We start from the raw sequence: 25,564 nt of genomic DNA on the forward strand, positions 1-25,564 counted from the left end.
AACATGAACATAAAGATACCTGATCACATTGCTGCAATCCGGAGTTACCAACCAGGAAAAACCATCCCTCAGCTAAAGGAAGAATACGGCTGGGAGAAGGTGGCCATCCTGTGGAACAATGAAAATACGCTTGGCTACTCACCTAAGTCCAGGCAAGCTGTGATTGAAGCTTACGAATCCATCAACTATTACCCTGATCCAGTAAGCAGAGATTTAAAAGAAATCCTGGCCAAAAAGTATGGTAAAAAGCCAGAAGAGATATTTGTAGGAAATGGGTCAGAGTCTGTACTGATGCAGACCATACGTGCAGTATGTGCCGGAGAAGACGAATTTCTTACTTCCGAAGGCGGCTTTGTTATCATTTACAACTGGGCACGCATCAACAATGTGCGCTGCGTAGCTATGCCGATGACCTCCACGTATGAATTCGATCTTGAAGCCATTAAAAGTAGGATCAATAGAAACACCAAGGTGATCTACCTCGCCAATGTGAACAATCCAACAGGCACGATGGTCTCACAGGCAGAGCTTGACAACTTTATGCAACATGTGCCCGATCATATTCTGGTGATTGTGGATGAAGCATACTTCGAATATTCAGAAGCCCTGCATCCGGACTTTCCGAACTCACTCAAGATGGATTACCCCAACATTCTGACGCTACGTACATTCAGCAAGGCCTATGGCATTGCAGGTGTGAGGCTAGGCTTTGGCATTGGACACGAGAAAATCATCGATGCCTTGAATAAAGTGAAGCTCACTTTTGAGCCTACGGCGATGGCGCAGGCAGCGGGCATTGGCGCGCTCAATGACACCGACTTTCTCAAAAAAACCATAGACAACAATACTAAGCAGTTAAAATACTACTACAAGGAGTTTGATCGCCTGGATGTCAAGTATGTTCGCTCATATGCCAACTTCATCATGACAGTCTGGAAAGACAAAGAAGAAGTGATGAAGGTGTTCGAAGCACTCATGCAACGAGGTGTCCTTGTCCGACCACTCTACGATCCCATCAGTCACTGCATACGCATCTCTGTAGGTAAGCCTGATGAGAATCAGCATTGTATCGAGGCTTTGGAAGAGATACTTTGATTCTGTCATACCGCACTTGATGCAGTATCTTTTTAAACTCTGGAGAGAAAACCCCTTTTCCACATCCACAGATATCCGCGCCTGCCTACCGCAGGCAGGCTGTACGCTTACTTCATGCCGCTCCCTTCTCGTCCTAAGTCGCAAAGTGATTCGCCTTGATTCCATTTGTGTTGTCATGCTGAGGAACGAAGCATCTCGCCAAATGAAGTAGATTCTTCACTGCACTCAGAATGTTTACAAATCTTATTACAGCTCTCCTCTGAAACTATTTTTTTTAGATTCCATCATTAGTTAAACAAAAGTTTATCATATTCGTATGTTAAACAAAAGTTAATGAAATGAATCTACAACTCGGTGTACTTGAAGAAATCATCCTCCTCATACTGTTGGCACAGGAAAATACCTATGCCGTAGAAGTAGCGAAAGCCTACGAAGAGCAGTTTGAACAGACCATCTCCCTGCCCGCCATCCATGTGGTCTTGAAGCGACTGGAAAAGAAGAAGTTAGTGAAATCCGAAATGGGCGAACCTACTGCTGAGCGCGGTGGAAGACGAAAGCGACTTTATAAAGCCACTCGGGAAGGATTCAGAATCGCACATGAACTAAAGGAAAAACGGAGCAATCTGTGGCAGGCTATTCCTGGATTTAATTTTCAAAGTATCTGATGACTCATGGCACATGATCCACCAAAATGGGCAGACAAGCTGCTCCGACGAATTTGCCGTGAAGACCTCCTTGAAGAGATTCAGGGAGATCTACACGAATCGTTTTACTGGCGCATGGACACCAAAGGGAAGCGATTTGCCAAGCGTCAATTCATTAAGGAAACACTTCTAAGTTTCAAAATCTCAAACCTCAAACCTTACGATAAAATGGACAGATTACTCACACTTTCAAAGAGTCACATTAAGACCGGCTGGCGATTTCTATGGAAAACCAAAGCTTACTCTTCCATCAATATACTTGGCCTCAGCATTGGCATAGTATTCAGTTGGTTTGCATACCTATACGCCTCTGACCAATTGGCGTACAATACCCACATTCCTGATTCTGAAAACATCTACAGAATGACCACTCAGGTGAGCCTTTTTGATAATTTGATCAACCTCCCTGGATGCTCACATGTTACCACGCAGCAGATTTTGGATGAGCTACCTGAGGTAGAGCAAGTCGCACGATTCACCGAAGACAATGCAGCAATGAAACTTCCCGAAGGCACCATCGATCAAGATTATTTGATCGCTGAAAAATCACTCATGGATTTTCTAGACCTGGATTTTCTAGAAGGAGATCCAGGAGCTTTCAATGCCCCTAATAAGGTAGTAATCTCGGAAAAATTGGCATTTAAGCTGGACATCAGAGGTGAGGCAGTCAATGCAAAAATACAACTACTTGATTCCGCTTCATACGTCACCTATCTGGTTGCAGGCGTATATAGGGATATTTCTAAAAATACCTCCATTCGGGCGGACCTCATCCTGCCCTATGTTCATTACTTAAATCAGTCACCAACAAATGCTACAAAATCAAGCAACTTTGACCTCAGCGTCTTGATGAAGGTGAATGCAGCTGCTGACATTGAGCAGCTAAAAGCGAATATCAAAGACTTGATTAACCCCAAGAAAACAGAAAATGAGTACCTCCCCAAGCTCACTTCACTAGCCTCACTTCATCTCTCTGATGAATATTTTGCTTCTAAAGGCTTTTTGCCTGGCGGTAATAGTGAGCTGATTTGGTTCATTGTTATCGCAGGCCTGATGTGCCTACTAATTTCCATCATCAACTATGCCAATTTCAGTATCTCCCTTTACATCAATCGAGCACGAGAAGTAGCAGTACGCAAGATCATTGGCTCAGCAAATTCAGGAGTATTTCAGCAGCTGATGACCGAATCTCTTCTTACCACACTGCTAGCTACAGTCTTAGCCATAGCTCTCTATGCACTCCTTGCGCCACAGTTCTCTCTTTTAGTAGAAAAGCAGTTTGATCTCAGTGACCTTCTCAGTCTTAAGAATTTAGTAGGACTATCTCTGATTATTATATCCATCGCCATCCTTAGTGGATTTTACCCTTCCATGCTTTTATCCAAATTGAAAATCCTTAAGTCTTTAAAAGGAGAGCAAAGAGTTGGAAAAAGTGTCTTAGTAACGAAAACATTACTGATTGTCCAGTTTTCGATCTCCATCATTATGATTGCATCTATGCTTGTATTCAAAGGACAGCTGAACTACTTGGTGAATTTTGATAGGGGATACAATGTCGAAAACGTTATCAAAATCAATGTTCCGACAGAATTGATTGGGAGTGGGAAAGAGAACGTATTGACAAATCACCTGGGCACTATTCCGGAAATTCAATCCCTAACATCTTCTGGCGGATATGGAATGACCGCATATGATGATGGAGAAAATCAATTCAGTCTCACCTTTAAAAACATAGACACCGCATACCTAGAGGTAATGGGCATCCAGCTATTGGAAGGGCAAACACTTCATGCTGCCAAGAAGAGCGGTATCGCAAACGGAGTACTTGTGAATCAATCCTTTGTTGAAAAAGCAGGGATTGGTGAAAATCCAATCGGTGAGCCTATTGATTTTTTTGATAACTCGGTAATCGTAGGTGTGATTAAAGACTACTATGCTTTTGGGCCGGTCTCTGAACTACGCCCAATGCTTTTTTTCGACTATGCGGAGGAGAGACAAGGTTTTCAGATTCTAGTCAAGTCAACAGCACCGCGAGCAGTTCTTAGCGAGAAAATGACAGCCGCCTGGAGTAAGGTGTTTGATCCAATCCCGCTCAATTATGACTACATGGAAACACTTTACCGAGATAAGTTTGAGCAAGAGGGTAAAATCTCTAAGATTGCGGGTTTGGGAAGCATCATAGCTATTTTCATTTCAGCTTTTGGCCTCTTAGGACTTGTAGGTCTGACCATACAAAGAAAGCTGAAAGAATTGAGTATCAGGCGCGTGATGGGTGCTGAAAATCGCCAGATTATCTGGATGATGATTAAAAAATTCATTGCCCCAATCATAACAAGTCTGGCCGTAGGAATTTCCTTAAGTTACTACCTGACTGAGCAATGGCTTGCGGATTACCATAACCGTATCAATTTTGGCTGGAAGCAAGGTACAGTTGCTGCTATGTCCGTAATAGTTGTACTTGTGCTGATCATAGTTGTGCAAACGCTGAAAGTCACGCGCACAAATCCTGTAGTGCATTTGAAGGATGAGTGAAAGGAGCTATAGGAAGATGCCGTCTCGAAGGACGGCATGACACTGCACCCCACTCTGTCATACCGCACTTGATGCGGTATCTTCAGCATGAGAAAATTGAAAATATAGCTAGTCATCCGTACATATCGATTTTGTGTTGTCATGCTGAGGAACGAAGCATCTCATCAAATGAAGTAGATCCTTCACTGCGCCTGCCTACCGCAGGCAGGTTCAGGATGACAAACTACAATTACTTACTTTCCTTTCGCCGCACGCCTCTCACCGCCTCAGCAGTCCAAGGATCCTCCGGCCAATGGTGCTTAGGGTAACGACCTTTGAGGTCTTTGCGCACTTCGAAGTAGGTTTCATTCCAGAAGTTTTTCAAGTCAGATGTCACCTGCACAGGCTTGTAGCCGGGAGATAGCAAATGAATGAGCATTGGAATTTTACCATCGTTTACCGTAGGCGTTTCCGCCATCCCAAATAGCTCCTGAATACGCGCTGCTAAGACGGGTGCTTCCCCATTATCACGGTACATGATTTTGATACTGGAACCACTAGGCACGTCCATTTTAGCTGGCGCCAGTCGATGCAGTTCCTGCTGCTTATCATATTCCATTGTATGGAGTAGAACCTCACCCAAGTTGATTTTCTTCAAGTCTCTCGGATTTTTGACATCTGTCAGATATGGTGAAAGCCACTCTTCATTCGTCATAAGCAAAGTATCGGTACTTAAATCCATCCAACTTTGAGTCGGTTGCCATTTTCTTAGGCTGGCTACTCTATTCTGTAGTTGCTCTACTTCCTCATTCCAGTCCAAAAGTGTGCGTCCCTCTTTCTTGATCGCCTGAACTATGGCATCTTTCAAATGAGAAGGATCGGGGTCCGGCAAAGGAACAGACTTCAATACGATACTGCCTATTCGTAGGTCTTTACTAGCATTGAGCCCACCATCTTCGGTATCCCACTCAACCACCTCTACTTCCTTTACTCGGGTAGCCAAATCCTTTGGGTTGAGGGGGGAAGCCATAAATATCTTACCCATACCATCACGTGCATCCAGATTTGCAATGGCCAGCCACGACTCGTGTGCCAGGTCATCTTTGTGTCCAGCCATGGCAATTCGTCCATTGGCCAGTTTAAACTGAGCATTGTTTCCCGGTCTCGCAAAGGCTATCCTTTCGGGAAATGCATGTGTGAGCAGTAAGCCCGTCTCATAGGGATCGAATGGCTCATTGTCTACCTCTGCATCAAATAATTGGCGATAGGATCCAGCGATCTTTTCGATCCGATCGAAGCGACCTCCTTTTCGACCCTCTCTTCGATGGGTACGTAACGCTTCGATTCTGCTGTTGATATCGATGCCTGCCTCCCTTCCCAGTGGATCGCGTTCTTCTAGCAAGGAAGCAACATCCGCTGCAAGGCTTTCCTGCCCTTCCTCTTCGGCCATCAGCATCATGTGTGCTAATCGCGGATGACAAGGCAATCGATGGACTTCTTTGCCATGCTCAGTGATACGACCATTTTCGAGTGCCTCTACTTCATGGAGTGTCCGTACGGCTGCTCGCCAGGCTCCTCTGGGCGGAGGCGCTAGCCATGTCAGACTCAAGGGATCGCTAATGCCCCAACTGGCCAAATCCAATGCAAGAGAAGCGAGATCAGATTCCAATATTTCAGGTGTGCGATGTTCTTGCAATCGACTATCGGTTGCTTTTGACCACATGCGATAGCAAACTCCGGCACTCAATCTACCCGCACGCCCAGCACGCTGATCTGCAGAATCCTTCGATATTTGGACAGTCTCCAGGCGTGAAAGTCCCGATTTTGGGTCCCATTTCATTGTTCGACCAAAGCCTGTATCCACAACTACCTTAACGCCTTCTATCGTCAAACTCGTCTCAGCAATGTTAGTTGACAACACCACTTTTCTTCGCCCTTCCCTGTCTGGAAGGATCGCTGCCTTCTGCTTATTATAGGGTAACTGACCATAGAGTGGATGGATAGAGAAGCCACGCAACTTAGATTTAAGAATGTCTGCGCATTTGGTGATCTCCCCTTGCCCAGGCATAAACACCAAAACATCTCCTTCATGCACCCTGGAAGCTTTGATCACCGTATTTGCAGTCATCTCTGGAATCATGAATTGATCCTGATCTCCAACATATTCGATATCCACCGGGTATTGTCGCCCTTCGCTTTCTACTACAGGAGCTTTCAGCGACTGAGTAAGTTGCGGCATATTCAATGTGGCAGACATCACCATGATCTTTAAATCTGGCCTCAGAACTTGTTGTGACTCTCGACAAAGTGCAAGCGCCACATCTGCATGGATGCTCCGCTCATGAAACTCATCAAAAATAACAAGACCAACACCCTCGAGCGTATTATCTCCGTGAAGCATGCGTGTAAGTATTCCCTCTGTGACCACTTCAATTTTGGTGGCTTCACTAACTCTGGTTTCAAATCGAATGCGGTAGCCTACGGTCTCTCCTACTTTTTCATCCAGCAGTTCTGACAGACGCATAGCAATGGATCGTGCAGCCAGTCTGCGTGGTTCCAGCATGATGATCTTTTGTCCTTTGAGCCAAGCTTCCTCAAAGAGCGCTATGGGGAGGAGCGTGCTTTTCCCAGCTCCAGGTGGTGCGTGCACAATGAGGGTATTTTCTTGCTGAAGTTGTGCTTTTACTTCATCAAGGATTTCAACTATGGGAAGGTCTATGGATTTCGGATCGAAGGACATATGGCGAAGTTAGTGTGACTCTTTTTGTCATACCTTACTTAGAACAGTATCTTCAATTAAGATTTTCAATACTCCAATCCCAAATGGATTGATTTATTGAAAGATCGGTTTGAATAAAACCTTTGCGTTGGAAGATGCCGTGTCTTACAAGGCATGACCCAAACGTAAACTCATATTCAGTAGTCATACCTGACTTGATCAGGTATCTTCAGCATCAAAATCATAGCATTGATGATAATGTCGGGGCAAGCTCGGCATGACTTAGAGATTCTAATTCTCTTCTGCACGGTGATGGAAGATGCCGTTTCGGAGAACGGCATGACTGAGTAATCCGATACTACATCCTTCAGGTTATACTTACTTGGTCAGGCATCTTCAGATAGTGAATTACACAAGGTAATTGGAGAGTAAGATGCCGTGTCTTACAAAGCATGACCCAAACGTAAAATCATACTCATAGTCATACCTGACTTGATCAGGTATCTTCCTCCTTGGACAATTTTTTCATCAAGCAAGCCACAGCAAAATCAGGTCGCCCCATTTTAGTCATATCAAGCTATCATGGCACTTATTCTTCTCTAATTTGGGGGCTTAAGGGGATCTGTTTTATACCCACATGCAACTCTTGCAGCTAAATCACAATCAGTAGGTATATGACCAAATCATTCACCTATGAAACCCACCTCGCATAAAGTCTCCATTTTTCTATTTCTCATCACACTATTCGTTGCTACTCAGTCAGTTCAATGTCAGAACAGAAATCCATATAACATTGAGCTAGTCACAGCTGATATTGACAATTTTTGGGTCGCGTATGACAAGTCTTTACCTGATTACGATCCAAACGCTTTTAAGGATCTTTATATAAAAAAAGGAACCAAAGGACTGAAGGGATTCATGAATGGACGAATAAAAAATGCTGAAAATCTGGTCTACTTCATAAAAAAGAGGCCCAAGTACTATGCATCATTACGAGAGATCACCCCAAAAATTTCTGAGCAAGAAGAAAAGATTAAATCTTATTTATCGAAGATGCAAGAATTGTATCCAGATGCCATTTTCCCAAATGTCTATTTTGTAATTGGTGCAATGAACTCTGGGGGTACTGCATCTAAGCATGGATTAATAATAGGTGCAGATATGTACGGCCTCACCCCAACTATGCCTAAAGATGAATTGAGCAAGTGGCATTTGAGTGTATTGAAAAAAGTAGATGAAATTCCACACATCGTGGTTCATGAGCTGGTTCATTTTCAGCAGAAATACGATGGAGGTAGTTTATTGAAAGCGTCCATAAAAGAAGGTTCTGCAGACTTCATAGCTGAGCTTGCTTCCGGCAAACACATCAATGATCAGGTACATGAATTTGCCAATCAAAGAGAGGAAGAATTATGGAATGAATTTAAAGGAAGGATGATGGAGAAAAACTACGATGGCTGGTTGTACAGTTCGCAAAAAGGGCGACCGAATGATCTTGGCTACTGGATGGGGTACAAAATTGTCAAATCTTATTATGACAATGCTGAAGACAAGAAACATGCAATTGCTGACATTATCAAGATCAAAGATTTTGAAGCGTTTCTTGAAGCAAGTAGGTATCCTGAAAAGTTCAATTAAAGTAACAAGCCTAATTTACCAAAGTGATAGAAACGATAGGGATGACTGTCTTGCACTTTTATATTTCAAAATACCTTGGGTCGTTACTCGCTCCTTAACGTTTCCACAGGATTTGTACTTGCTTTGCTTCTGGCACGGATTACAATTACTAACAAAACCAAAAAAGTTCCTCCAAGTCCCGCAATGAGGAAAGGAACGAGTCCTATATCAACTCGATAAGCAAACGAATTCAACCATTTGGAGGTGATGTACCACGACAGAGGAGCGCCAATCAAGAAAGAAATGATTACTAAACGACTGAATTCTAATGAGAACATCCCAAGGATTTGTCGGACGGATGCACCTAGCACCTTACGGATGCCAATTTCTTTTATTCTTCTATCTAACTGGAAGCTAATCAGGCCTGCAAAACCAAGAAAGGCAATAAAGACAGAAAGTGAGGTAAATATGCTTATGATCTGACTCAACGTCTTCTCCGATTCAAAGAGCTTATTGAACCTTTGATCAAAAAAGTAATAGTCGAATGGTTCTGTAGTAAAATCGCTCCAGACGTTTTCAATATCAGCTATTGCTTGATTGTTTGCAGTCGAGATTCTGATGCTGAGCTGATTCCCATTCGCACGAAAGAAAAAAGCAGCGGGCTCTATTTCCTTACTCATATCTTGGAAATGGAAATTTTTAACCACTCCAATTACCTCAATACTTTTTCCCAGATGTCCACTATTGAAGACTTTCCCAATCACATCTCCTCCTATCTCTTCTTTCATGCGTTCATTGATGACAATGGTATTTATATCCCCTTCTAAGTCCACATTAAAATTTCTACCTTCCAACATCTCGAAACCCATCGTTGGAATGAAACGATCATCAACAAATTTGTAATGAGTTCGTAGGTACTGTTCCTCATCCTCCTTATTTTGAAGTCCAATAAGTGCCAATCTATCGACCATACTATATCGACTAAAAGAGGCATTATCCACTACCGATAAACTCAATAATTTATCTCGGAATGCTTCTTCACTTTCTCCCAACTGATTTTTAGAATTATCCAAAATCAAGACCTGCTCCTTTTGAAAACCAAGGTCCTTATCAATTCCATAGTTTAGCTGTTGGTAAACGAAAATGGAAAAGATTGTGAGTGTCAGAGAGACGGTAAACTGGAAAATCACCAAAATATTACGTGATAGACTTTTACTCTTTTCGCTACTATAATTTCCTTTCAGAACTAGAGCAGGAGCAAATCTCGATAAGTAAAAAGCAGGGTACAAGCCAGCACCAATTCCGGTAAAAATACTAATGCCCGTTATTACCATTAGGATTTGTTTGAAATCGAAAATGCTGACCTCAAAGGCGGTGAAGCCTAGAGAAGACATAGCTTCTAGAAGTAGTGAGGCAATAAAAACACCAACAATGAGGCTAAACATAGACAGCACCAGAGATTCTGCAAGAAAGCCGAATATTAAGTGAGAACGAATTGATCCTAAAACCTTTCTTAGGCCAATTTCCTTAGCTCTCTTGGAAGCTTGTGCCGTAGCTAGGTTCACGTAGTTAATTGCTGCCAAAATGATGATAAAAAAAGCAATGCCCATAAAAATCAGCAGGTAAAGCGGCTTTCCTGCAGGGGAGGCTTCAAAAAGAAGACTCTTACTCAAGTGAACATCGGCAATGTTTAAAATTCTGGGTCTGCTACTTTTCGTCCTCTCATGGTAGTCTTGAAAGCTTTGCTCACCATTTGACATTTCATAGCTTCTCCTTGAGAATATTTTGTCTGACTCCTCTTGCAACAGTGGTAGAGCTAGAGGCACTTCCGTTCTAAAAAAGCAATGCGCAACTGTATTTGAGAAATTTGTAGGGTTCAATTCCCATTCAGTCTTGACTCTTGCCAGAATATTGTATTTCAAATATGAATTTAATGGCGGGTCTTTCATTACCCCCGTGATAGTGTAAGTCTCTGGTGAACTTTGCGAAGACAATTCGACTTGCAGTCCAACTGGATTTTCGGAACCAAATATTTTTCTTGCAACCGACTCAGTAATCACTAGAGAAGACGGGTTTTCAAATGCGCTTCTAGAATTTCCGAAAATCAATTCTTGGGGAAATACCTTAAAGTAATCTTCGCTAACATAAAATGTGTTTTCTTCTATAAAACCATCCTCATAAACTGTGAGTGTCCCGCTTGGAGTTGGCATCACCGTAACGAACGACTCTATGCCTGAAACACTTTGTTCTAAATATTCCAAATGCGCATGAGAAGAGAATGCAAAATTCGGCGCACTTAGTCGGTAGATCTTTTCATATCCTGCGTGATGCCTGTCGTAGTTATATTCTTGAAAGACGTAAATGGAGATTAGCAGGGCGGCAGCAAAGCCTACTGCAAGTCCTAAAATATTGATTGAGGCATAGCTTGTATTTCTCCTCAAATTTCTAATGAATGAGAGTAGGTGATTTTTGACCATTATTTTTGAGTTTTAACCTCTATCAAATTAGAGATATCTAACCTCTTTAACAAATCAGCTCTTAACCCGACTTACCTCCCACAAAAAAAGGGCACAAGTCATGCTATCTTGTACCCTCTATCATGACATGATTGTCATTTCTTCTTGTCAACCATCAGTCTCCTTTAGACTCTAGATTCCGTGTGATAAAAAATCCCACTACCAAGCCTAATCCGCCAAAGACAAAAAGCATGGATGGAATAGCTACTTCTTCTTTCATATTAAGCGAATCAGAGAGTAGATCACCAATAAAAATTCCTGCGCCAATACCCATGAAGAGAAGTGCGAGATTGAGAATGAATTTGGCAATGGAAAACTTAGATCCTTTGCTATTGAACAGAGATGCTTCTACTCCTTTTTCAATAAGTGAAAGACGCTCTTTGTTTCTGGTAGTTAAAAAGACGTAGGCTATGCCGAAAATGGTTCCGAAGAGTGCTAGAAATACTATTAATGGTTCCATGTATATAATTTAAATTGTTACTGTTTTGCCTCTTTGACTACCGTTTGTGAAATGAGGTTACAAAAAACGAAAATATTTCGTAACCTATAGTAGGCTTTGGTAGTCAAAGCTGAAAATGAACATGAAAACCGAAACTGAACTTATCGATCGTATCCTCAAGGGCGAATGGCGAAACTTTGCCATTCTGGTAGATAAGTATGAAGCCAAAGTTTTTAATTATGTCAATTATTTGATGAATAACCGCGAGGATGCAGAGGAAATGGTGCAGGATACCTTCATCAAAGCATATCGTTCATTGAGTCAATTTCGAGGCGAAGCGTCGTTCTCTACCTGGCTCATTCGTATAGCACATCGGAACTGTCTGACGCATTTTAGAAAAAAAGTGCCCATGAAAGTTTCATTGGACAGTGTCACCGATGAAAAGGCTGGAAGCAATGCAAGCTTACCGTCTAAGCATTTGGATGTCAATGATCGGCAGCAAGTATTAAGTCGAGCTTTAGTTAAATTGAAACCAGACGAGCGATCCGCTGTTACATTGTTTTATTATCAGGAGCTATCGCTTCAAGAGATTTGTGATGTGACAGACTTAACTCTTTCGAATGTGAAGATACTTTTGCATCGAAGTAGGAAGAAACTGCTTGATATTTTAAAGGAAATGGGCGTTAAACAATCAACACTATGAAGGAAATGAATACAGAAGATGAATTGTTAAAAAGATTGTTTGTAGAAGGGGAGGTTGAGCCCAGCTCTAATCTCACTGAAAAGGTGATGCATCGCATAGATGCAGATCAGAAGGCATTTGAATACGAGCCTGTGATTAGTAAAAAGGCGTGGGTTTTCATGGGCAGTATATTCTCTATGGTTATGATCTATTTGATGCTAAACTCAGGCGGTCATTCATTTCAAATACCCGAATTCGCACAAGTGCTCAAAGACAATCTGAATGGATTGCGATTCGATTTCTCATTTAAATACAATGGCCTGAGCCTTCCAAATATTCCATCCAGTCTTCTTACATCCTTGGCTGCAATAAACGTCATAGGCATTTACCTCATTGTCATTTATCGCTGGCGAAGATGGATGTTTAGATAAACAAAAAAAGCCACCTACTTTAAGTGGATGACTTTTCCATGCGTAGTAGAGTTGACTAATTTTCAAACTTGAATACACGTGTGGTAGCGTAGCTATCATATTTCGGGAAATAGTCATTGAAGATTTTCTTGTACTTGGGATACTTATCTCCAAGCACTTCTTTGCCGTTCAGTAAGTCTGAATATTGAAACATCAATCTCACTCGCTTGTTTTCTGCGCTTAGCAAGCCATCTCGCACAAGTTCTTTTTTGATGTGCTTCATCATTGTCTCACCTTTGTCAAGATTTTCTCCACTAATTATAGGAACCACTTTGCCATCAAGCATTATGACTGTTGATGCAATTTGCTCCTTACTTAAATTCTTGATTTTAAGCTTGAGGTCATTCTTGCTCTCGGCTCGAATGGTGTCTTGTTGAATTTCATTAGTTCTAAGTTGTTTTACTTTCTCAACTGGCTCAGCTTTGCTTACAAAAGCGCTCCCCATGATTGAAACTGCAAAAAACAAGCATATGATAAGTCCTGGTATCAATGTGCTCCTTCCGTTTGAATTGTCCGTGTTGTTCATCATTTTATTTATCCTTTTTATAAATTCTGAGTTATTCCCTTTGGCCGCCAGCCCCAGGGAGTTTGAAAGTCTTAGTTCCTGAAGTTTTAACAGCGCATACATGTAGGTCGTCTTGTTGTTGTGTCTAATCACACGATCATCACAGGCATATTCCATGTCGTTTCGCAACTCTTTGATGATCATCAATATGAATGGATTGAAGAAAAAAACAGTCTCCATACTAGCCAAAATCAAGTTGACCAGGTAATCCTGACGTTTAATGTGTACCATCTCATGAAACAGAATGGTGTCTATCTCAGAGGCTGAAAAGCCGGTAGTTAATCCAACAGGTAAATAGATGATGGGTTTGAGCCATCCGGTTGTTAGCGGTGAATTGACAAACGAAGTGACCCTGACCTCTACTTGAGATCGCAAGTTTAACTTCTGACTGATTTTTGAGATGGCTTCTATGATTTCATTCTCTGCACATGCATGTGAGAATTTTTTAGCCCTCCGCATTTGATTGAAGCCAAGATAGTATCGAGCAAAGCTCAAAATCAGCCCCAAGCACCAGACGAAGCTTATCAATTGGCTGTTTGACGATATCCATATTTCGAGTCTCTCAATCCACGAAAGAGCATCCGTTTGAAAAAATTGACCATCTGGCAGAAGCATCACAAATTCCTGCACTCGCTCACCGTCAAGGTCCACTTTCAAAACAAAAACAACCGCAGTAACAATGATGAAGATCAATAGCGATATCAATCTAATGCCACTTTTCTGATGAGACTTCTTCGTTAATGATGTACCAATTTTGGACAAGAGCAGTAGCGCTCCTGCGATCCAAATGGAATGAATCAATGTCCAAGTAAGTAAATGTGAAATCGAATTATGCATCTCCATCCTTCTCTAATTTGTCCAGCATTGCCCGAATCTCTTCCAACTCCGCTTGAGAGGGTTTTTGATTACCCAGTGTTTGCAAAATCAGATTCTTAGCTGAGCCATTGAATAGCTTATTTACAAAGCCACCCAGCATCACCTGCTGTATATCAGACTGCTTCACTGCTGGAAAGTACAGGTGCGTTTGCCCATGTGGCTCTCTAGAAAGCATCCCTTTTTCATGCATGTTCTGAATGGTCTTCAGCGTCGAGGTATAACCTATCGACTTATTTTGAGAGACTATGTCGTGAACTTCTCTGGTGGTAGCACTTCCCCGATCCCACAGTACGGTGAGAATTTCGAGTTCACTATTCGTTGGTTGATCCTTTTTCATATGACCTACGATTTTTTTCGTAACCAAATAAAAGAGGATAATTTTAAACAAGCAAGAAAACCTACGATTTTTTTCGTAGGTATATAAATTAATGATGTGGAGACGTAAAAAAACCATCTACCGAATTGATAGATGGTCCATATTTAACGGGTGCTAACTTAAATCTGGCTCAGTCCTCCATCCACTTCTAGTTCAACCCCATTGACATATGAAGCATCGTCAGAAGCTAAGAACAACACCGCCTTTGCCAGTTCGTCCGAAGATCCAAATCTGCCCAAGGGTACTTGTGCAGCAAATCCTTGCCCCATTTGGTTAACCTCCTCCTCAGACATGCCAATCTTACCATAAATCGGTGTCTCTATTGGGCCTGGCGCCACACTTACGGTTCGTATTTTTCGCTCCCTCAATTCACTCGCCAATACCCTGGATAGTGATCGGAAGGCCGCTTTCGTAGCGGAGTATACACTTGTTCCATCGAATCCTTTTTGACCTACAATGGATGTGTTCCCTATAATTACTGCTCCGTCATTTAACTGTGGTATCGCTTCCTTAATTAAAAAGAAGGGGCCTTTCACATTTGTATTGAATTGTGAATCAAAAAATTCTTCAGTGATTTCCGTATGAGGAGAAAAATAAGCAACTCCTGCATTCACAAACAGTACATCAATTTTTCCAAACGCATCAACTGTTTGCTGAATTACCTCTTTGGTCTTTGATATATCTGCTGCGTCTGCAAGAATGGTTTTCACATCGCCTCCTATTTCTTTCGCTGCTTGCTCCAGTGCTTCTTCTCTTCTTCCTGTGATTACCACTTTAGCTCCCTCGCTTATAAAAGTTTTCGCTGTTGCCAAGCCTATTCCGCTATTTCCGCCTGTAATCAAGGCAACTTTTCCATCTAGTTTTCCCATGTTTATTTTAAATTTTAGGTTTATTTGAAATGATCAGTCCAAATAACGAACATATTGAAACGAACGTTTCAAAAAAGATGAAAAAAATTATAAAACCCCAAGGATTTCCTCTGTAACCGCTTCTAGATTAGGCTCAATCATGGAAGTAAGTCGCAATCCTTGCAAACTGGAAAAAAGGAAAAGAGCGACTGTTCCGGCATCTTTTCGTGCATCAATCTCTCCTTGCTCCTGGGCTTTTCGAATAAGCATGGCAAATGATTCTACGACTTTATCTTTATTCTCAACCAAAAAATCACGCACCTGGGCGTTCTCCGCTCCAAGCTCTGCTGTGCAGCTGGTAAACATGCATCCCTTCTGGTTTCCAGAGCTGATATCGTCACTTATTCCTTTAAAAAGAGAGATTATCGCTTGTTTTGGAGTCTTTGCATGAGTAAACGACTCTTGCAATAATTCATTTTGCTGCTTTTGATAAGCCTTAAGTGCTTCTTCAAAGAGCGAGAACTTATCTCCAAACGAATTGTAGAAGCTGGAACGATTGAGACCAGTGACGTCAACCAAATCTTGCATAGAAGTACCGTTGTATCCTTTCCTCCAGAAAAGATTCATGACATTTTCCATGACGCTATCGCGATCAAATGTGACTGACTTTGGCATGAGCTTCGCTCAACTAATTACTGAGTATTTTTCATCAATTTTTGATAAAAAGTACCAAATAGCCGGTTGATTTGTTATTCATTGAAACAAACGTTTCAAACGCAAAGATAGTTTTCTGAAAGATTATCCCAAATGGTCGTCCAGACGATCCAGTGCATTGCCCCAGAACTTATCATAGAAGCCTAACCAATCATACACCATTTTGAGTGGCTTTGGATCGGCTAAGCAGTAACGTTCCCGTCCTTGTGTACTGATCGCTATGAGGCCTGCATCTTCCAAGGTCTTGATGTGCTTAGTCACTCCTTGCCTGCTAATATCAAATTGCTCGGCTATTTGTGTAATTGGCATAGCAACGCTCGCCACCACAAGGGCATGAAAGATTTCACGCCTCGTGGGGTCCGCTACTGCTTTGAAAATCTTACTAATGTGCTGGCTTGTTAATTTCATTGGTCAAGTATTCTGTAAGTCCTGATATGCACATGTCCCATCCTTTGTCGAAGTGACCCAGCATCTCAGTGGCTGCTTCTTCCGGAAAGTTAGAAATTCCAGAATGCTCCAACATTAGCTTGGTGCCATCAGCAGATTCTTCCAATTGCCAGGAAACTATCGTGTCAATCTCTGTATCGCCTACACGCCAAGAATATTCCAAAGTGTAGGGAGTAGCTGACAATACCTTGCCTTTAATTATTGTCCCACCGTGCTCTTCTGCTGCGGTAAATGTGTATTCGTATCCAACTTCTGCTTTGAAGTCAGCCTGAATGAACCACTTAGATATTTCCTCTCCTTCTGTTATAGCTTTCCATACTTTGTCAATGGAGTGGGCAAATGTCTTCTCTTTCGTCAGTGCGTCTTTCATGTTAAATTATTTTAATAATGCAATCATTTAGTTGCAAAACTACAACAATTATTATTTCATGCAACTATTTAGTTGCTCTTATTGCTGCTTTACTCAAGGTCCTTCTTAAGTGCCTTGATTAACTCATCTTTCAGCTCACTGTTTTTATTGGCCAAACGTTCAAAGAGTACCATCGCCTCGTCGATCAATTTGTTGCGCTTTTCTTCATTTTCTGCATCCTTTGCTTTTTGAAGCAGCTTGATCGCCCCGGCCTTACCGTACGCTTCTTCTGGTTCATTGGCGATTGTGGCCCCCACAGAATTAAAAAATGTCTCGAAGTTTAAATCGTTCATCTCTCGTGTTAAAAATTTACCTACGTTAAGATTGAATTGCTCCGAAAGCTTTTGGTGGAAGGCTGGTTTAGCCTGTGTTTCATAGAAATATCCTGCAACTTTTCCTCGTTTACTGCCAATGAGATCAGCAAGCCTCTGCTGACTTAATCCCATTTTTTTGCACATAAATCTCAGATTGTCGTTGAATATACTCAATTTGTAGTTAATTAGTAGACTATTCAATTAATTGTAGTTAAAAACTACATTTTGTATTAAAATCTTAGACAAATATGTCAAAATCAATTGTAAATGACCTTGTAGAATCAGATTTCAGAAAAATTCAACAATTGCTCCATGAAAAGAATGGAACGGAGTATACATTGGATTATATCAGAAAAGTCTGTAAGGGCAAACGGAACAATACTGACATAAAAGAAATGGCCACCAAATACGCTCAGCTAATTCTAGAAATGAAAACTAAAATTGATAAACTATCTAAATAGCATGAGCCCATTAGACCAATTTGAATCGGATCAGAAAATACTGAATGAACTAAAAGACATGTTTGAATTTGCTTCACCAGCAAGAATTCGAAGAAACCTGGAAGATTTGTTTTTTGCACACATCACCTCTCGAGATTCCAGTCTTCCATGCGAAAAGGAAGTGGCCAAAAGTGTGTACTATCTCGTCAACTTCTTCAATGAGATAGAATCTCAAAACAGGTTTTGACTACCCACTTTTATTCACTTTTAATGGCGTCCACGGGATTTGCTGCTGCTGCTTTCCAGGTTGTTCTACTTACGGTGATACTTGCAACCAGTAAAATCGCCAATGCGGTCATTAAATAAATCCAGATCGGTTGATCTATCCTGTAAGCAAAGTCTTTGAGCCATTTACCCATCAGGAAAAATGTAATGGGTGATGCAATAACAAAGGCCAGACATAACATACGGATGAAATTGCTATTTATCAACGCAATGATTTGCCATGCGCTTGCCCCTAGCACCTTGCGTAAGCCAATTTCTTTGGATTTACGCTCCGTTGTAAAAAGGACGAACCCAAATAAGCCGAGCCCTCCCAGCATAATCGACACCATACTGAAACTCGTAAAAAGCTTCATTTCGTTATCTTCTTTTTCATACATCGCAACGGCTTGCTGATCGAGGTAATTGAAAAAGAGAGGCACCCCTTCTCCAAATACTTTAATCCAAACCTCTTCCAGGTGGTTGATATTCTCTTGGAATTTTTCGGTAGCTAATCTCGCAGAGATATAGTCTAACCGGTCCCAGTTTACATACATCACAAAAGGTGATATTTCATGGTGAAGTGACCTGAAATGAAAATCTTTCACTACTCCAACCACCTTCCCTGTTTTCTCAAGGCTAAGATCTGTAATGGTTTTTCCAACGACTTCATCCGGTGAAAGACCCAATGCGCTTACGGCTCTCTCGTTTAGAATAAATGCAGTAGAGTCTGTTTGAATTTTACTGTCAAACCCTCTACCTGCCACTATTTCCAGGTCAAACGTGGCAATGTAGTTTTGCTCAACCGTATAGCGCTCCCACAACTGGCTCTCCTCAATACCATCTACTTCAAAGTCTGTGATATACGTATAGTCTGTCAGCATCTCGTGAGAGGCGGCTGTGACGTTGCTAATTCCTGAGAAAGAAGCTAGTTCATTTCTGAATGTATTTATTTTGGGGATCACCGCTTCATCATGATGAATAGGCATATTCACAATGACACTGTGGTCAAAGCCCAGCTTTTTGTCCTTGAGATACTGAAGCTGCAAATACACAACTCCTGTACTGATGATTAAGGAAGTAGAGATCACGAATTGAGCCGTTACCAATACATTTCTTAATCCTCCTCCGCCATCTGCTGAGGTTTTTTTCATCAACTGAATGGATTGAATCCGACTGATGTAAAGTGCAGGATAAGCCCCTGCCAAGACAATCACCGCTAACAAAATGAGTAGGAATGGAACGTAAAACGCCGGTACTGTGAGATCAGCAAGCTGATAAGTGTGGGAGGTAAGAGCTCCCAGTTTCGGTAGAAGCAGGTACACACACATTATCGCTAACACCCCAGCTGAAACTACAAAACTCATGGTTTCAAAAAAGGTCTGCTGGGCTATGTTTCTTTTGTGGCTTCCCAGCACCTTCCTTACTCCTACTTCCTTCGTTCTCTGACCGGCTTGCGCAGTGATCATGTTGGTGAAGTTGAAGCAGCCCAAGCAGAGGATGATTATCCCTATTACCCCCATCAAAAGAAGCGTCTCCGAATCATTGTGACTGCTCAACTCTCCAATATCCATGGCTTCACCCAAATGAATCTCCCTCAGTGGCTGGATGGACGATATCCAAGTAGAACTTGACTCAGGGTCAAAATACGTCGTAGTTGCATTTTGAACGATCTCCGCTGCATCCTTCTCATAACCTGGCTTTACCTGGATATATGCGCTCACAAACATGTTGCCCCATTCATTGAGGTGATTGGACGACCACATAATCCTTGCACACGTCTCCAAATTAGAAATCAAATCGAGTTGAAAGCTGGTATTCGAGGGGAAATCATTAAACACCCCTACTACTTCCAGTTTCGTGATGTCCGCTGACCCAAAGCCAATTATTTGTCCTATTGGATCCTTTGTTCCAAAATATTTCATCGCCAGGCTCTCACTAATAGCTACTGTATTGGGTCGTTCAAGAATCCCTTTGGCATTTCCTTTGACCACCGGAATGTTAAATAATTCAAAGAAATTTGGATCTGCCCAACCAAAGCGAGGCTCATTGAACGAGCGATTGGAAAATTCAACCGTAACCGGCGATGCTCGTCGATATTTAAATATCCGCACTCCATCCTCAATCGCATGCGAATGATCAATTAGATGTGGAGTCATAGCTAAAGGAGCGTAGGCATACGTCCTACCAGAAGTCTCACTTTTGTGATTTATCCGATACAATTGATCCGCTTGCGTATACATGCGATCGTAGCTGGTCTCCTTTTGCAGGTATAGGTAAATAAGACTGGCACAGGTAATCCCCAACATGAGACTGGTCAATGAGATGAGCGTATAGACCTTGTGTTTTCTAGCTGTCCTTAGCAACACCCTGGCGTACTGTTTCAGCATGCTCAATTTTCCTGCTAAAAATAGGTTCTGATACTTTTCCATGATTCCAATATTTCTAAACTTGAATGATTGCAAAACCTCTTTCCATAATTTAAATCTTGCAGATTTTGGACTAGAAGCAAACCTTTCACGATACGCTTCTATCAGATCTCCTTCTATTTCATCAATCACTTCTTTTTTGCAAAACCACCGCAAAAAATTGATGGGAGATTTGGGTAAATTATTCGCAGTGCTCATATAGACATCTTGGGAATTACTGACCATAGCTCTTCACGCTGATGGCGAAGTTCAGCCACCAACGAGTACCCTGAAGTGGTGATTTGGTACAGCCGCTTTTTTCTTCCTCCTCGTTCAGCGGTTGGTGCCGATTCGTAAGACCTCAGGAATCCTTTGGTCTCCAGTCGCTTCAGAACCGTGTGAATTGCCGGTATTGAAATTTCCTGATTTGTTCTGAGTGTATATTCTCTCGCAATAGAAACCGCATAGGCCTCTTCCTTGGCTGCAGCAGCAATCAAAATAACCATTTCTTCTAATGCTCCCATTTTTACATCTATTTATTAAACATTTGTATAAGTCATACGGAAGAAAAATTCAGAAGTTTTCCACATCAGTATTTTTTAATTCACTGCCTCTTCTATTTTTGGCATCCATTTGACTATTAAGATGAGACACGAAGAAAGAATTGCTCAAGAACTAAACGTTGGTACAAAACAAGTAATAGCTACAGTAGCGTTGTTGGATGAAGGTGCAACCGTGCCCTTTATTTCGAGGTATCGAAAAGAGGTTACCGGTAGTTTAGATGACCTTCAGGTGGCTGGAATTAGAGATCGAATCGATCAGCTTAGAGACTTGGACGCACGTAGAGAGGCGATTCTTAAGTCCATCAAAGAGCAGGAAAAACTTACTCCTGAGTTGGAAAAGAAGATCAATGCCGCGCTAACCATGACCGCATTGGAAGATCTTTACCTGCCATACAAGCCAAAACGTAAAACCAAAGCCAGTGTCGCAAAGGAAAAGGGGTTAGAGTCTCTTGCCATCAAAGTTTTAGATCAAGGAAATTTCGATCCACAGACAGAAGCTGGGCAGTATATCGATTCAGAGAAAGGTGTTGAATCAGCAGAAGAAGCATTGCAAGGTGCCAGAGACATCATAGCTGAAACGATCAATGAAGACGCAGAGACGAGGCAAAAGATCAGAGAGCTCTTCATGAAGAAAGGCATTATTTCTTCGAAAGTTTTAAAGAGTAAAGAAAAGGATGCTGATGCTCAGAAATACAAAGACTATTTCGAATGGGATGAGCCGGTAAACAAGATCCCATCCCACAGGCTTCTGGCCATTCGACGAGGAGAAAAGGAAGGCTTTCTATCGATGAACATGTCTCCAGATCAAGAAGAAGCTGTCGACATACTCGAAAGGCAATTTGTGAAGGGAAACAACGATGCAAGCGCGCATGTAAAAACTGCCATTAAGGATTGCTATAAGCGCCTGATGAGTGTAAGTATTGAGACAGAGGTAAGAATGGAAAGCAAAAAGAAGGCAGATGAAGAAGCTATTGTTGTTTTTGCTGAAAATTTGAAACAGCTTTTGATGGCTGCTCCGCTAGGACAAAAGGCTGTAATGGCGGTTGATCCTGGCTTTCGAACAGGCTGTAAAGTGGTGTGCTTAGATAAGCAAGGGAAGTTGCTTGAGTTTACAGCTATCTATCCTAACGAACCTCAAAAAGACATGGTAAAGGCAGGCGAAACCATCAAGCACCTGGTAGAAAAACATCAAATAGAGGCGATAGCTATTGGAAACGGTACGGCTAGTCGCGAAACTGAGTCTTTCGTGAAAAAGCTGGGATTCCCGGCCAGTATCATCGTGGCGATGGTCAATGAAAATGGAGCCTCGATCTACTCTGCCTCTGAAGTTGCAAGAGATGAGTTTCCCAATGAGGATGTAACAGTTCGAGGATCTGTATCCATTGGCAGAAGAATGATGGATCCCTTAGCCGAGCTGGTAAAACTTGACGCCAAATCCATCGGTGTAGGGCAATACCAACATGATGTTGATCAGATTGCGCTAAAAAAGTCGCTAGATGATGTCGTAATGGCCTGCGTGAACAACGTAGGCGTGGAATTGAATACGGCAAGTAAGCAATTGCTCACGTATGTATCCGGACTTGGTCCACAAATAGCGGACAACATCGTGAAGTATCGGAACGAAAATGGTCCTTTCGCCTCCCGAGAGGCTCTAAAAAAGGTGCCAAGACTTGGAGATAAAGCTTTTGAGCAAGCTGCGGGATTCCTTCGAATAGCCGAAGCAAAAAACCCGCTGGACAAAAGTGCCGTGCATCCGGAACGATACAAAACCGTGGAACAAATGGCAAAGGACGCTCAAGCTTCTGTGCGTGACCTGATGACGAAAGCTGAACTCCGGAAGCAGATCAATCTGAACCAGTATGTAAGTGAAGAAGTAGGGCTGCCAACACTCAAAGACATTATGGACGAGCTGGATCGGCCAGGGCGTGATCCCAGAGATCAATTTGAAGCTGTCCAGTTTCAGGAAGGGGTCAATGAAATTACAGACCTAAAAGAAGGCATGAGTCTTCCGGGAGTAGTGACAAACATCACAAAGTTTGGAGCTTTCGTCGATGTGGGAGTTCATCAGGATGGACTGGTTCATATCAGCCATCTTTCGAATTCATTTGTTTCTGACCCTACTCAGGTGGTCAAACTTGGTCAAAAAGTCTCCGTGAAAGTGCTGGAGGTGGATGTCCCTCGAAAACGCATTTCTTTATCCATGAAAAGTGATGCCCCACAAGTCAAGCGAAGTGAGAAAAAAACACATCCTAGGAGGCAGCAAGAGCACAAACCCAGGGAGGAAAAAGCACCAGATGGAGATCTTCAAGCCAAGCTAGCCATGCTCAAAGGAAAGTTTGGACAGTAGGGTATGAATTAATTCTACTACCTTTGTACTGTGCGAAAGGAGGTATGTTCAGAGGCGAGGGCTGATCGTACGGCAAAACCAGTCATCATAAATGACTCTTCGTTGCACTTGTGACCATTAATAAATAGGTCTGAAACGAAACTTTAAAAAAGAATAACCATGCCTTCATATCCTGTCAATCATAGCCTTTACGTACTTCTTTGGAATAAGTACAAACCAGTACTTGTCAAACTCATGAGAGACGCTTCTGAAGCTCCTCAAGAGTATCAATTCATTGCGCACGAATTTCGTGATCTCAATCCAAAAGAGCGTGGTGGTCATTCATTTACTCTTGAAGCATACAAGCGAAGAGCTCAGAACAACATCAAAATGTCTGTGGTAGCTCAGGATCTTTTAGAAATACTTCTAAAATCAAATACCGCTTATGAACTAATGGAAGAGGCGATGTTCGAGTTTAAGATGGACAAGCAGTTTAAACTAACCGTCACCCGACACCCAATTGAGGTTGAGGTTGTTGAAGAAGAAACTTCCGAAGAAGCTGTGGTTGAAAACCAAGCGGAAGAAGTTGAAACGAAAGAAGAAGAGAAAGAAAACGCTTAATCTCCTATCATTTCTTCCTTAGCTAGTGCTATCGGTATATTTCCAATGGCATTCAACGCATCAAAGAATTCAAGCAGGACAAACGAATTGTTCTGCTTTTCTTTTTTATGGGCATAGGCCATCATCGCATCTTCCAACAAATACTTGCCAGTGATGTAGCTGGTGCCATATCCTGGCTGCCTCAGATATAGGTGTTGCTCGAAAATGAGCAACTCTTTCTCCGTTTTCATCCATCCCCTTGGGGTATACTCAGAGTGAATCTGTCCGGCTTCCTCCATCGTCATCTCATTGGCATGTGCATACAAGGAGCCCAGACCTCTAGCTGCTCGTTGGGCGATCATGATGTAGACAATCTCGCGAACACGCGGGTTGCCATCGTACAGTCCGGCATCCATAAACATTTCCTCTACTGCAGTAGCCGTTCCTTCATTTCTGCTATCAAAAATATTGTAAAGCAGAGGACCTTTTCGTATCGGGCTGCTATTCGGTTCAATATCCATGCGTGCCAACTCAAACCAATGATAGAAGTGCGAAAACAACGGTCTCGGATCATGATGAGCTGTAATGGCAAAGAAGTTTCGTGTTTCCTTAGGCACGAATGACCCTAAGTGCTCGCGCAATGCCGGCTCGAAGTAGTCCTTCACTGTGACAATTTCCTGCTGATCAAGAAATTGAACCAAGCTGGAAGCCGCCTGATCAGCCAATGCGTCATAGGCCTCTACTGACTCTACAGATTCGAGTTGAGGTAAAGCCCTATTTCTGTGCTCTTCTAGCTTTAGTGCCGACCATGCACGCGCCAGCTCTCGCTTCAAAATCATCACTTCGTCTTCCCAAGTAAGCGGCACCAAATGTACATGCTGCAAGTACCAACTATAATTTTCTTTCCCAATTCCAGAGGGGCCGTTTTTGGAACCGACCTGCGCTTCCAGCCAACCTACGAATTCATCTGTAGAGGTTTTGGCTGATTCTATTGCTTCAATCAACTCTTGATCACCTCCAATTTCATCAGCATTTTTCAGCGCCTCCAAAGCCTCGCTTTGAAAGCTAATTGTTCGAATTCCGGTTATCCATAAGTCCCTGGCATTGCCGGTCAGGTTTGTTTTCGCTTGTTCATTCAACACCGGAATAATGGCTAAATCAGCTAGTAACTTATCCTTTGACGCTTCATCCAGAGGGAAGTCGTATTGCCAGATTTCTGTCGTGCCATGATGTGTCGGTCCTTCATGCGCTGGCACATCGCTTCGATAGGTCCAAAAAGATTTATAAAATGCCGGGTCGCGTTCCCACGGTTTCAGTATTCGTAGATTGAAATCATATCCATTCATCTCTGCCCATACAATTTTCCAGTCTATTTGCTGTGGAACTGTCCAGTCGGTAGTGTCCATGGTCAAAAGCCGCTTCTGAAGTGATTCGAATGCTGGCTGCCGTGATTCAAATGTTCCTTTGGTATAGTCAGGAGCACCATTCAACAGCGGCGGATTCTCAAATGCACGCCACTCTGAGAAAAGCGAGACAAGGTCTTCATATGAAGCAGCTACTTTTTCAATGGGATCTGTTTTGGAGTCAAGGTTGGAATTGCCTGAGGTACAAGCTGAGCAAAGGATGGAAATAGTCAGGAGGCTGTAGAGAACTCTCTTCATGGG

The 25,564-nt window shown here is 42.3% G+C and carries 23 protein-coding genes; 10 read left to right on the forward strand and 13 right to left on the reverse strand.

The window, feature by feature from the left end; translation table 11 throughout:
- Window positions 1-3 precede the first annotated feature (3 nt).
- The 3 genes from hisC (at window position 4) to ABJF57_RS00475 (ending at window position 4,331) form a co-directional block, all read left to right on the forward strand.
- Window positions 4-1,095 (forward strand): histidinol-phosphate transaminase, encoded by a 1,092-nt coding sequence (hisC, locus tag ABJF57_RS00465; protein ID WP_462235547.1) that lies wholly within the window; start codon window positions 4-6, stop codon window positions 1,093-1,095.
- Between the two features lie 338 nt (window positions 1,096-1,433).
- Window positions 1,434-1,760: a PadR family transcriptional regulator gene (locus ABJF57_RS00470; protein WP_462235545.1), complete on the forward strand. Its 327-nt coding sequence runs from the start codon at window positions 1,434-1,436 to the stop codon at window positions 1,758-1,760.
- 6 nt (window positions 1,761-1,766) lie between these two features.
- On the forward strand, window positions 1,767-4,331 hold the full coding sequence (locus ABJF57_RS00475; protein ID WP_462235543.1) for an FtsX-like permease family protein: 2,565 nt from the start codon (window positions 1,767-1,769) through the stop codon (window positions 4,329-4,331).
- Between the two features lie 229 nt (window positions 4,332-4,560).
- Here the strand turns inward: ABJF57_RS00475 and hrpB are convergent, their stop codons facing one another.
- Entirely contained in the window at window positions 4,561-7,050 is a 2,490-nt protein-coding gene (gene hrpB, locus ABJF57_RS00480) for an ATP-dependent helicase HrpB (protein ID WP_462235541.1), read from the reverse strand.
- A gap of 672 nt (window positions 7,051-7,722) precedes the next feature.
- Between hrpB and ABJF57_RS00485 the strand changes: the two genes are divergently transcribed.
- The gene (locus ABJF57_RS00485; protein ID WP_462235539.1) at window positions 7,723-8,667 is read left to right on the forward strand and encodes a gliding motility protein GldB-related protein; all 945 of its coding nucleotides are present in this window, start codon (window positions 7,723-7,725) and stop codon (window positions 8,665-8,667) included.
- A gap of 83 nt (window positions 8,668-8,750) precedes the next feature.
- On the opposite strand, the gene ABJF57_RS00490 is transcribed toward ABJF57_RS00485, so the two are convergent.
- Together ABJF57_RS00490 and ABJF57_RS00495 are read right to left on the reverse strand one after the other, a co-directional pair.
- Window positions 8,751-11,123: an FtsX-like permease family protein gene (locus ABJF57_RS00490; RefSeq protein WP_462235537.1), complete on the reverse strand. Its 2,373-nt coding sequence runs from the start codon at window positions 11,121-11,123 to the stop codon at window positions 8,751-8,753.
- Between the two features lie 154 nt (window positions 11,124-11,277).
- Entirely contained in the window at window positions 11,278-11,622 is a 345-nt protein-coding gene (locus tag ABJF57_RS00495; protein ID WP_462235535.1) for a DUF6249 domain-containing protein, read from the reverse strand.
- A 121-nt stretch (window positions 11,623-11,743) separates the two neighbouring features.
- Between ABJF57_RS00495 and ABJF57_RS00500 the strand changes: the two genes are divergently transcribed.
- Both ABJF57_RS00500 and ABJF57_RS00505 read left to right on the forward strand, forming a co-directional pair.
- Entirely contained in the window at window positions 11,744-12,304 is a 561-nt protein-coding gene (locus ABJF57_RS00500) for an RNA polymerase sigma factor (RefSeq protein WP_462235533.1), read from the forward strand.
- A complete protein-coding gene (locus tag ABJF57_RS00505; protein WP_462235532.1) occupies window positions 12,301-12,714 on the forward strand; it encodes a hypothetical protein in 414 nt (137 codons plus the stop codon). The genes ABJF57_RS00500 and ABJF57_RS00505 overlap by 4 nt, the downstream gene beginning before the upstream one ends.
- Window positions 12,715-12,769: 55 nt before the next feature.
- Here ABJF57_RS00505 and ABJF57_RS00510 read toward each other — a convergent pair whose 3' ends face one another.
- The 7 genes from ABJF57_RS00510 to ABJF57_RS00540 all read right to left on the reverse strand — a co-directional run bounded on the left by ABJF57_RS00510 (window position 12,770) and on the right by ABJF57_RS00540 (window position 17,434).
- A complete protein-coding gene (locus tag ABJF57_RS00510) occupies window positions 12,770-14,155 on the reverse strand; it encodes a M56 family metallopeptidase (protein WP_462235530.1) in 1,386 nt (461 codons plus the stop codon).
- Window positions 14,148-14,531, reverse strand: coding sequence for a BlaI/MecI/CopY family transcriptional regulator (locus ABJF57_RS00515; RefSeq protein WP_462235528.1), 384 nt, complete (start codon window positions 14,529-14,531; stop codon window positions 14,148-14,150). Before ABJF57_RS00515 ends, ABJF57_RS00510 begins: the two co-directional genes overlap by 8 nt.
- A 158-nt stretch (window positions 14,532-14,689) precedes the next feature.
- Window positions 14,690-15,439, reverse strand: a complete 750-nt coding sequence (locus ABJF57_RS00520; RefSeq protein WP_462235526.1) for a glucose 1-dehydrogenase — start codon at window positions 15,437-15,439, stop codon at window positions 14,690-14,692.
- Window positions 15,440-15,526: 87 nt separating this feature from the next.
- Entirely contained in the window at window positions 15,527-16,093 is a 567-nt protein-coding gene (locus ABJF57_RS00525) for a TetR/AcrR family transcriptional regulator (RefSeq protein ID WP_462235524.1), read from the reverse strand.
- A 123-nt stretch (window positions 16,094-16,216) separates the two neighbouring features.
- Window positions 16,217-16,540, reverse strand: coding sequence for an ArsR/SmtB family transcription factor (locus ABJF57_RS00530; RefSeq protein WP_462235522.1), 324 nt, complete (start codon window positions 16,538-16,540; stop codon window positions 16,217-16,219).
- Window positions 16,515-16,949, reverse strand: a complete 435-nt coding sequence (locus tag ABJF57_RS00535) for an SRPBCC family protein (RefSeq protein ID WP_462235520.1) — start codon at window positions 16,947-16,949, stop codon at window positions 16,515-16,517. Before ABJF57_RS00535 ends, ABJF57_RS00530 begins: the two co-directional genes overlap by 26 nt.
- Window positions 16,950-17,038: 89 nt before the next feature.
- Complete coding sequence (locus tag ABJF57_RS00540; protein ID WP_462235518.1) at window positions 17,039-17,434, reverse strand: hypothetical protein; 396 nt, start codon at window positions 17,432-17,434, stop codon at window positions 17,039-17,041.
- 116 nt (window positions 17,435-17,550) lie between these two features.
- Here ABJF57_RS00540 and ABJF57_RS00545 point away from each other — a divergent pair, with 116 nt between their 5' ends.
- Both ABJF57_RS00545 and ABJF57_RS00550 read left to right on the forward strand, forming a co-directional pair.
- Window positions 17,551-17,763, forward strand: coding sequence for a hypothetical protein (locus tag ABJF57_RS00545; RefSeq protein ID WP_462235516.1), 213 nt, complete (start codon window positions 17,551-17,553; stop codon window positions 17,761-17,763).
- 1 nt (window position 17,764) lies between these two features.
- Window positions 17,765-17,989: a hypothetical protein gene (locus tag ABJF57_RS00550; protein WP_462235514.1), complete on the forward strand. Its 225-nt coding sequence runs from the start codon at window positions 17,765-17,767 to the stop codon at window positions 17,987-17,989.
- A gap of 10 nt (window positions 17,990-17,999) precedes the next feature.
- Here ABJF57_RS00550 and ABJF57_RS00555 read toward each other — a convergent pair whose 3' ends face one another.
- Window positions 18,000-20,630, reverse strand: coding sequence for an ABC transporter permease (locus ABJF57_RS00555; protein ID WP_462235513.1), 2,631 nt, complete (start codon window positions 20,628-20,630; stop codon window positions 18,000-18,002).
- Window positions 20,627-20,935, reverse strand: a complete 309-nt coding sequence (locus ABJF57_RS00560) for a PadR family transcriptional regulator (RefSeq protein ID WP_462235511.1) — start codon at window positions 20,933-20,935, stop codon at window positions 20,627-20,629. The genes ABJF57_RS00555 and ABJF57_RS00560 overlap by 4 nt, the downstream gene beginning before the upstream one ends.
- Window positions 20,936-21,056: 121 nt before the next feature.
- On the opposite strand from ABJF57_RS00560, the gene ABJF57_RS00565 reads away from it, so the two are divergent.
- A complete protein-coding gene (locus tag ABJF57_RS00565; RefSeq protein ID WP_462235509.1) occupies window positions 21,057-23,321 on the forward strand; it encodes a Tex family protein in 2,265 nt (754 codons plus the stop codon).
- A 159-nt stretch (window positions 23,322-23,480) separates the two neighbouring features.
- Window positions 23,481-23,921 (forward strand): hypothetical protein, encoded by a 441-nt coding sequence (locus ABJF57_RS00570; protein ID WP_462235507.1) that lies wholly within the window; start codon window positions 23,481-23,483, stop codon window positions 23,919-23,921.
- Here ABJF57_RS00570 and ABJF57_RS00575 read toward each other — a convergent pair.
- Complete coding sequence (locus tag ABJF57_RS00575; protein ID WP_462235505.1) at window positions 23,918-25,561, reverse strand: hypothetical protein; 1,644 nt, start codon at window positions 25,559-25,561, stop codon at window positions 23,918-23,920. The two genes, ABJF57_RS00570 and ABJF57_RS00575, sit on opposite strands and share 4 nt — an antisense overlap.
- Between the last annotated feature and the right edge of the window lie 3 nt (window positions 25,562-25,564).

Source organism: Ekhidna sp., assembly GCF_039940915.1.
Taxonomy (GTDB): Bacteria; Bacteroidota; Bacteroidia; order Cytophagales; family Cyclobacteriaceae; genus Ekhidna.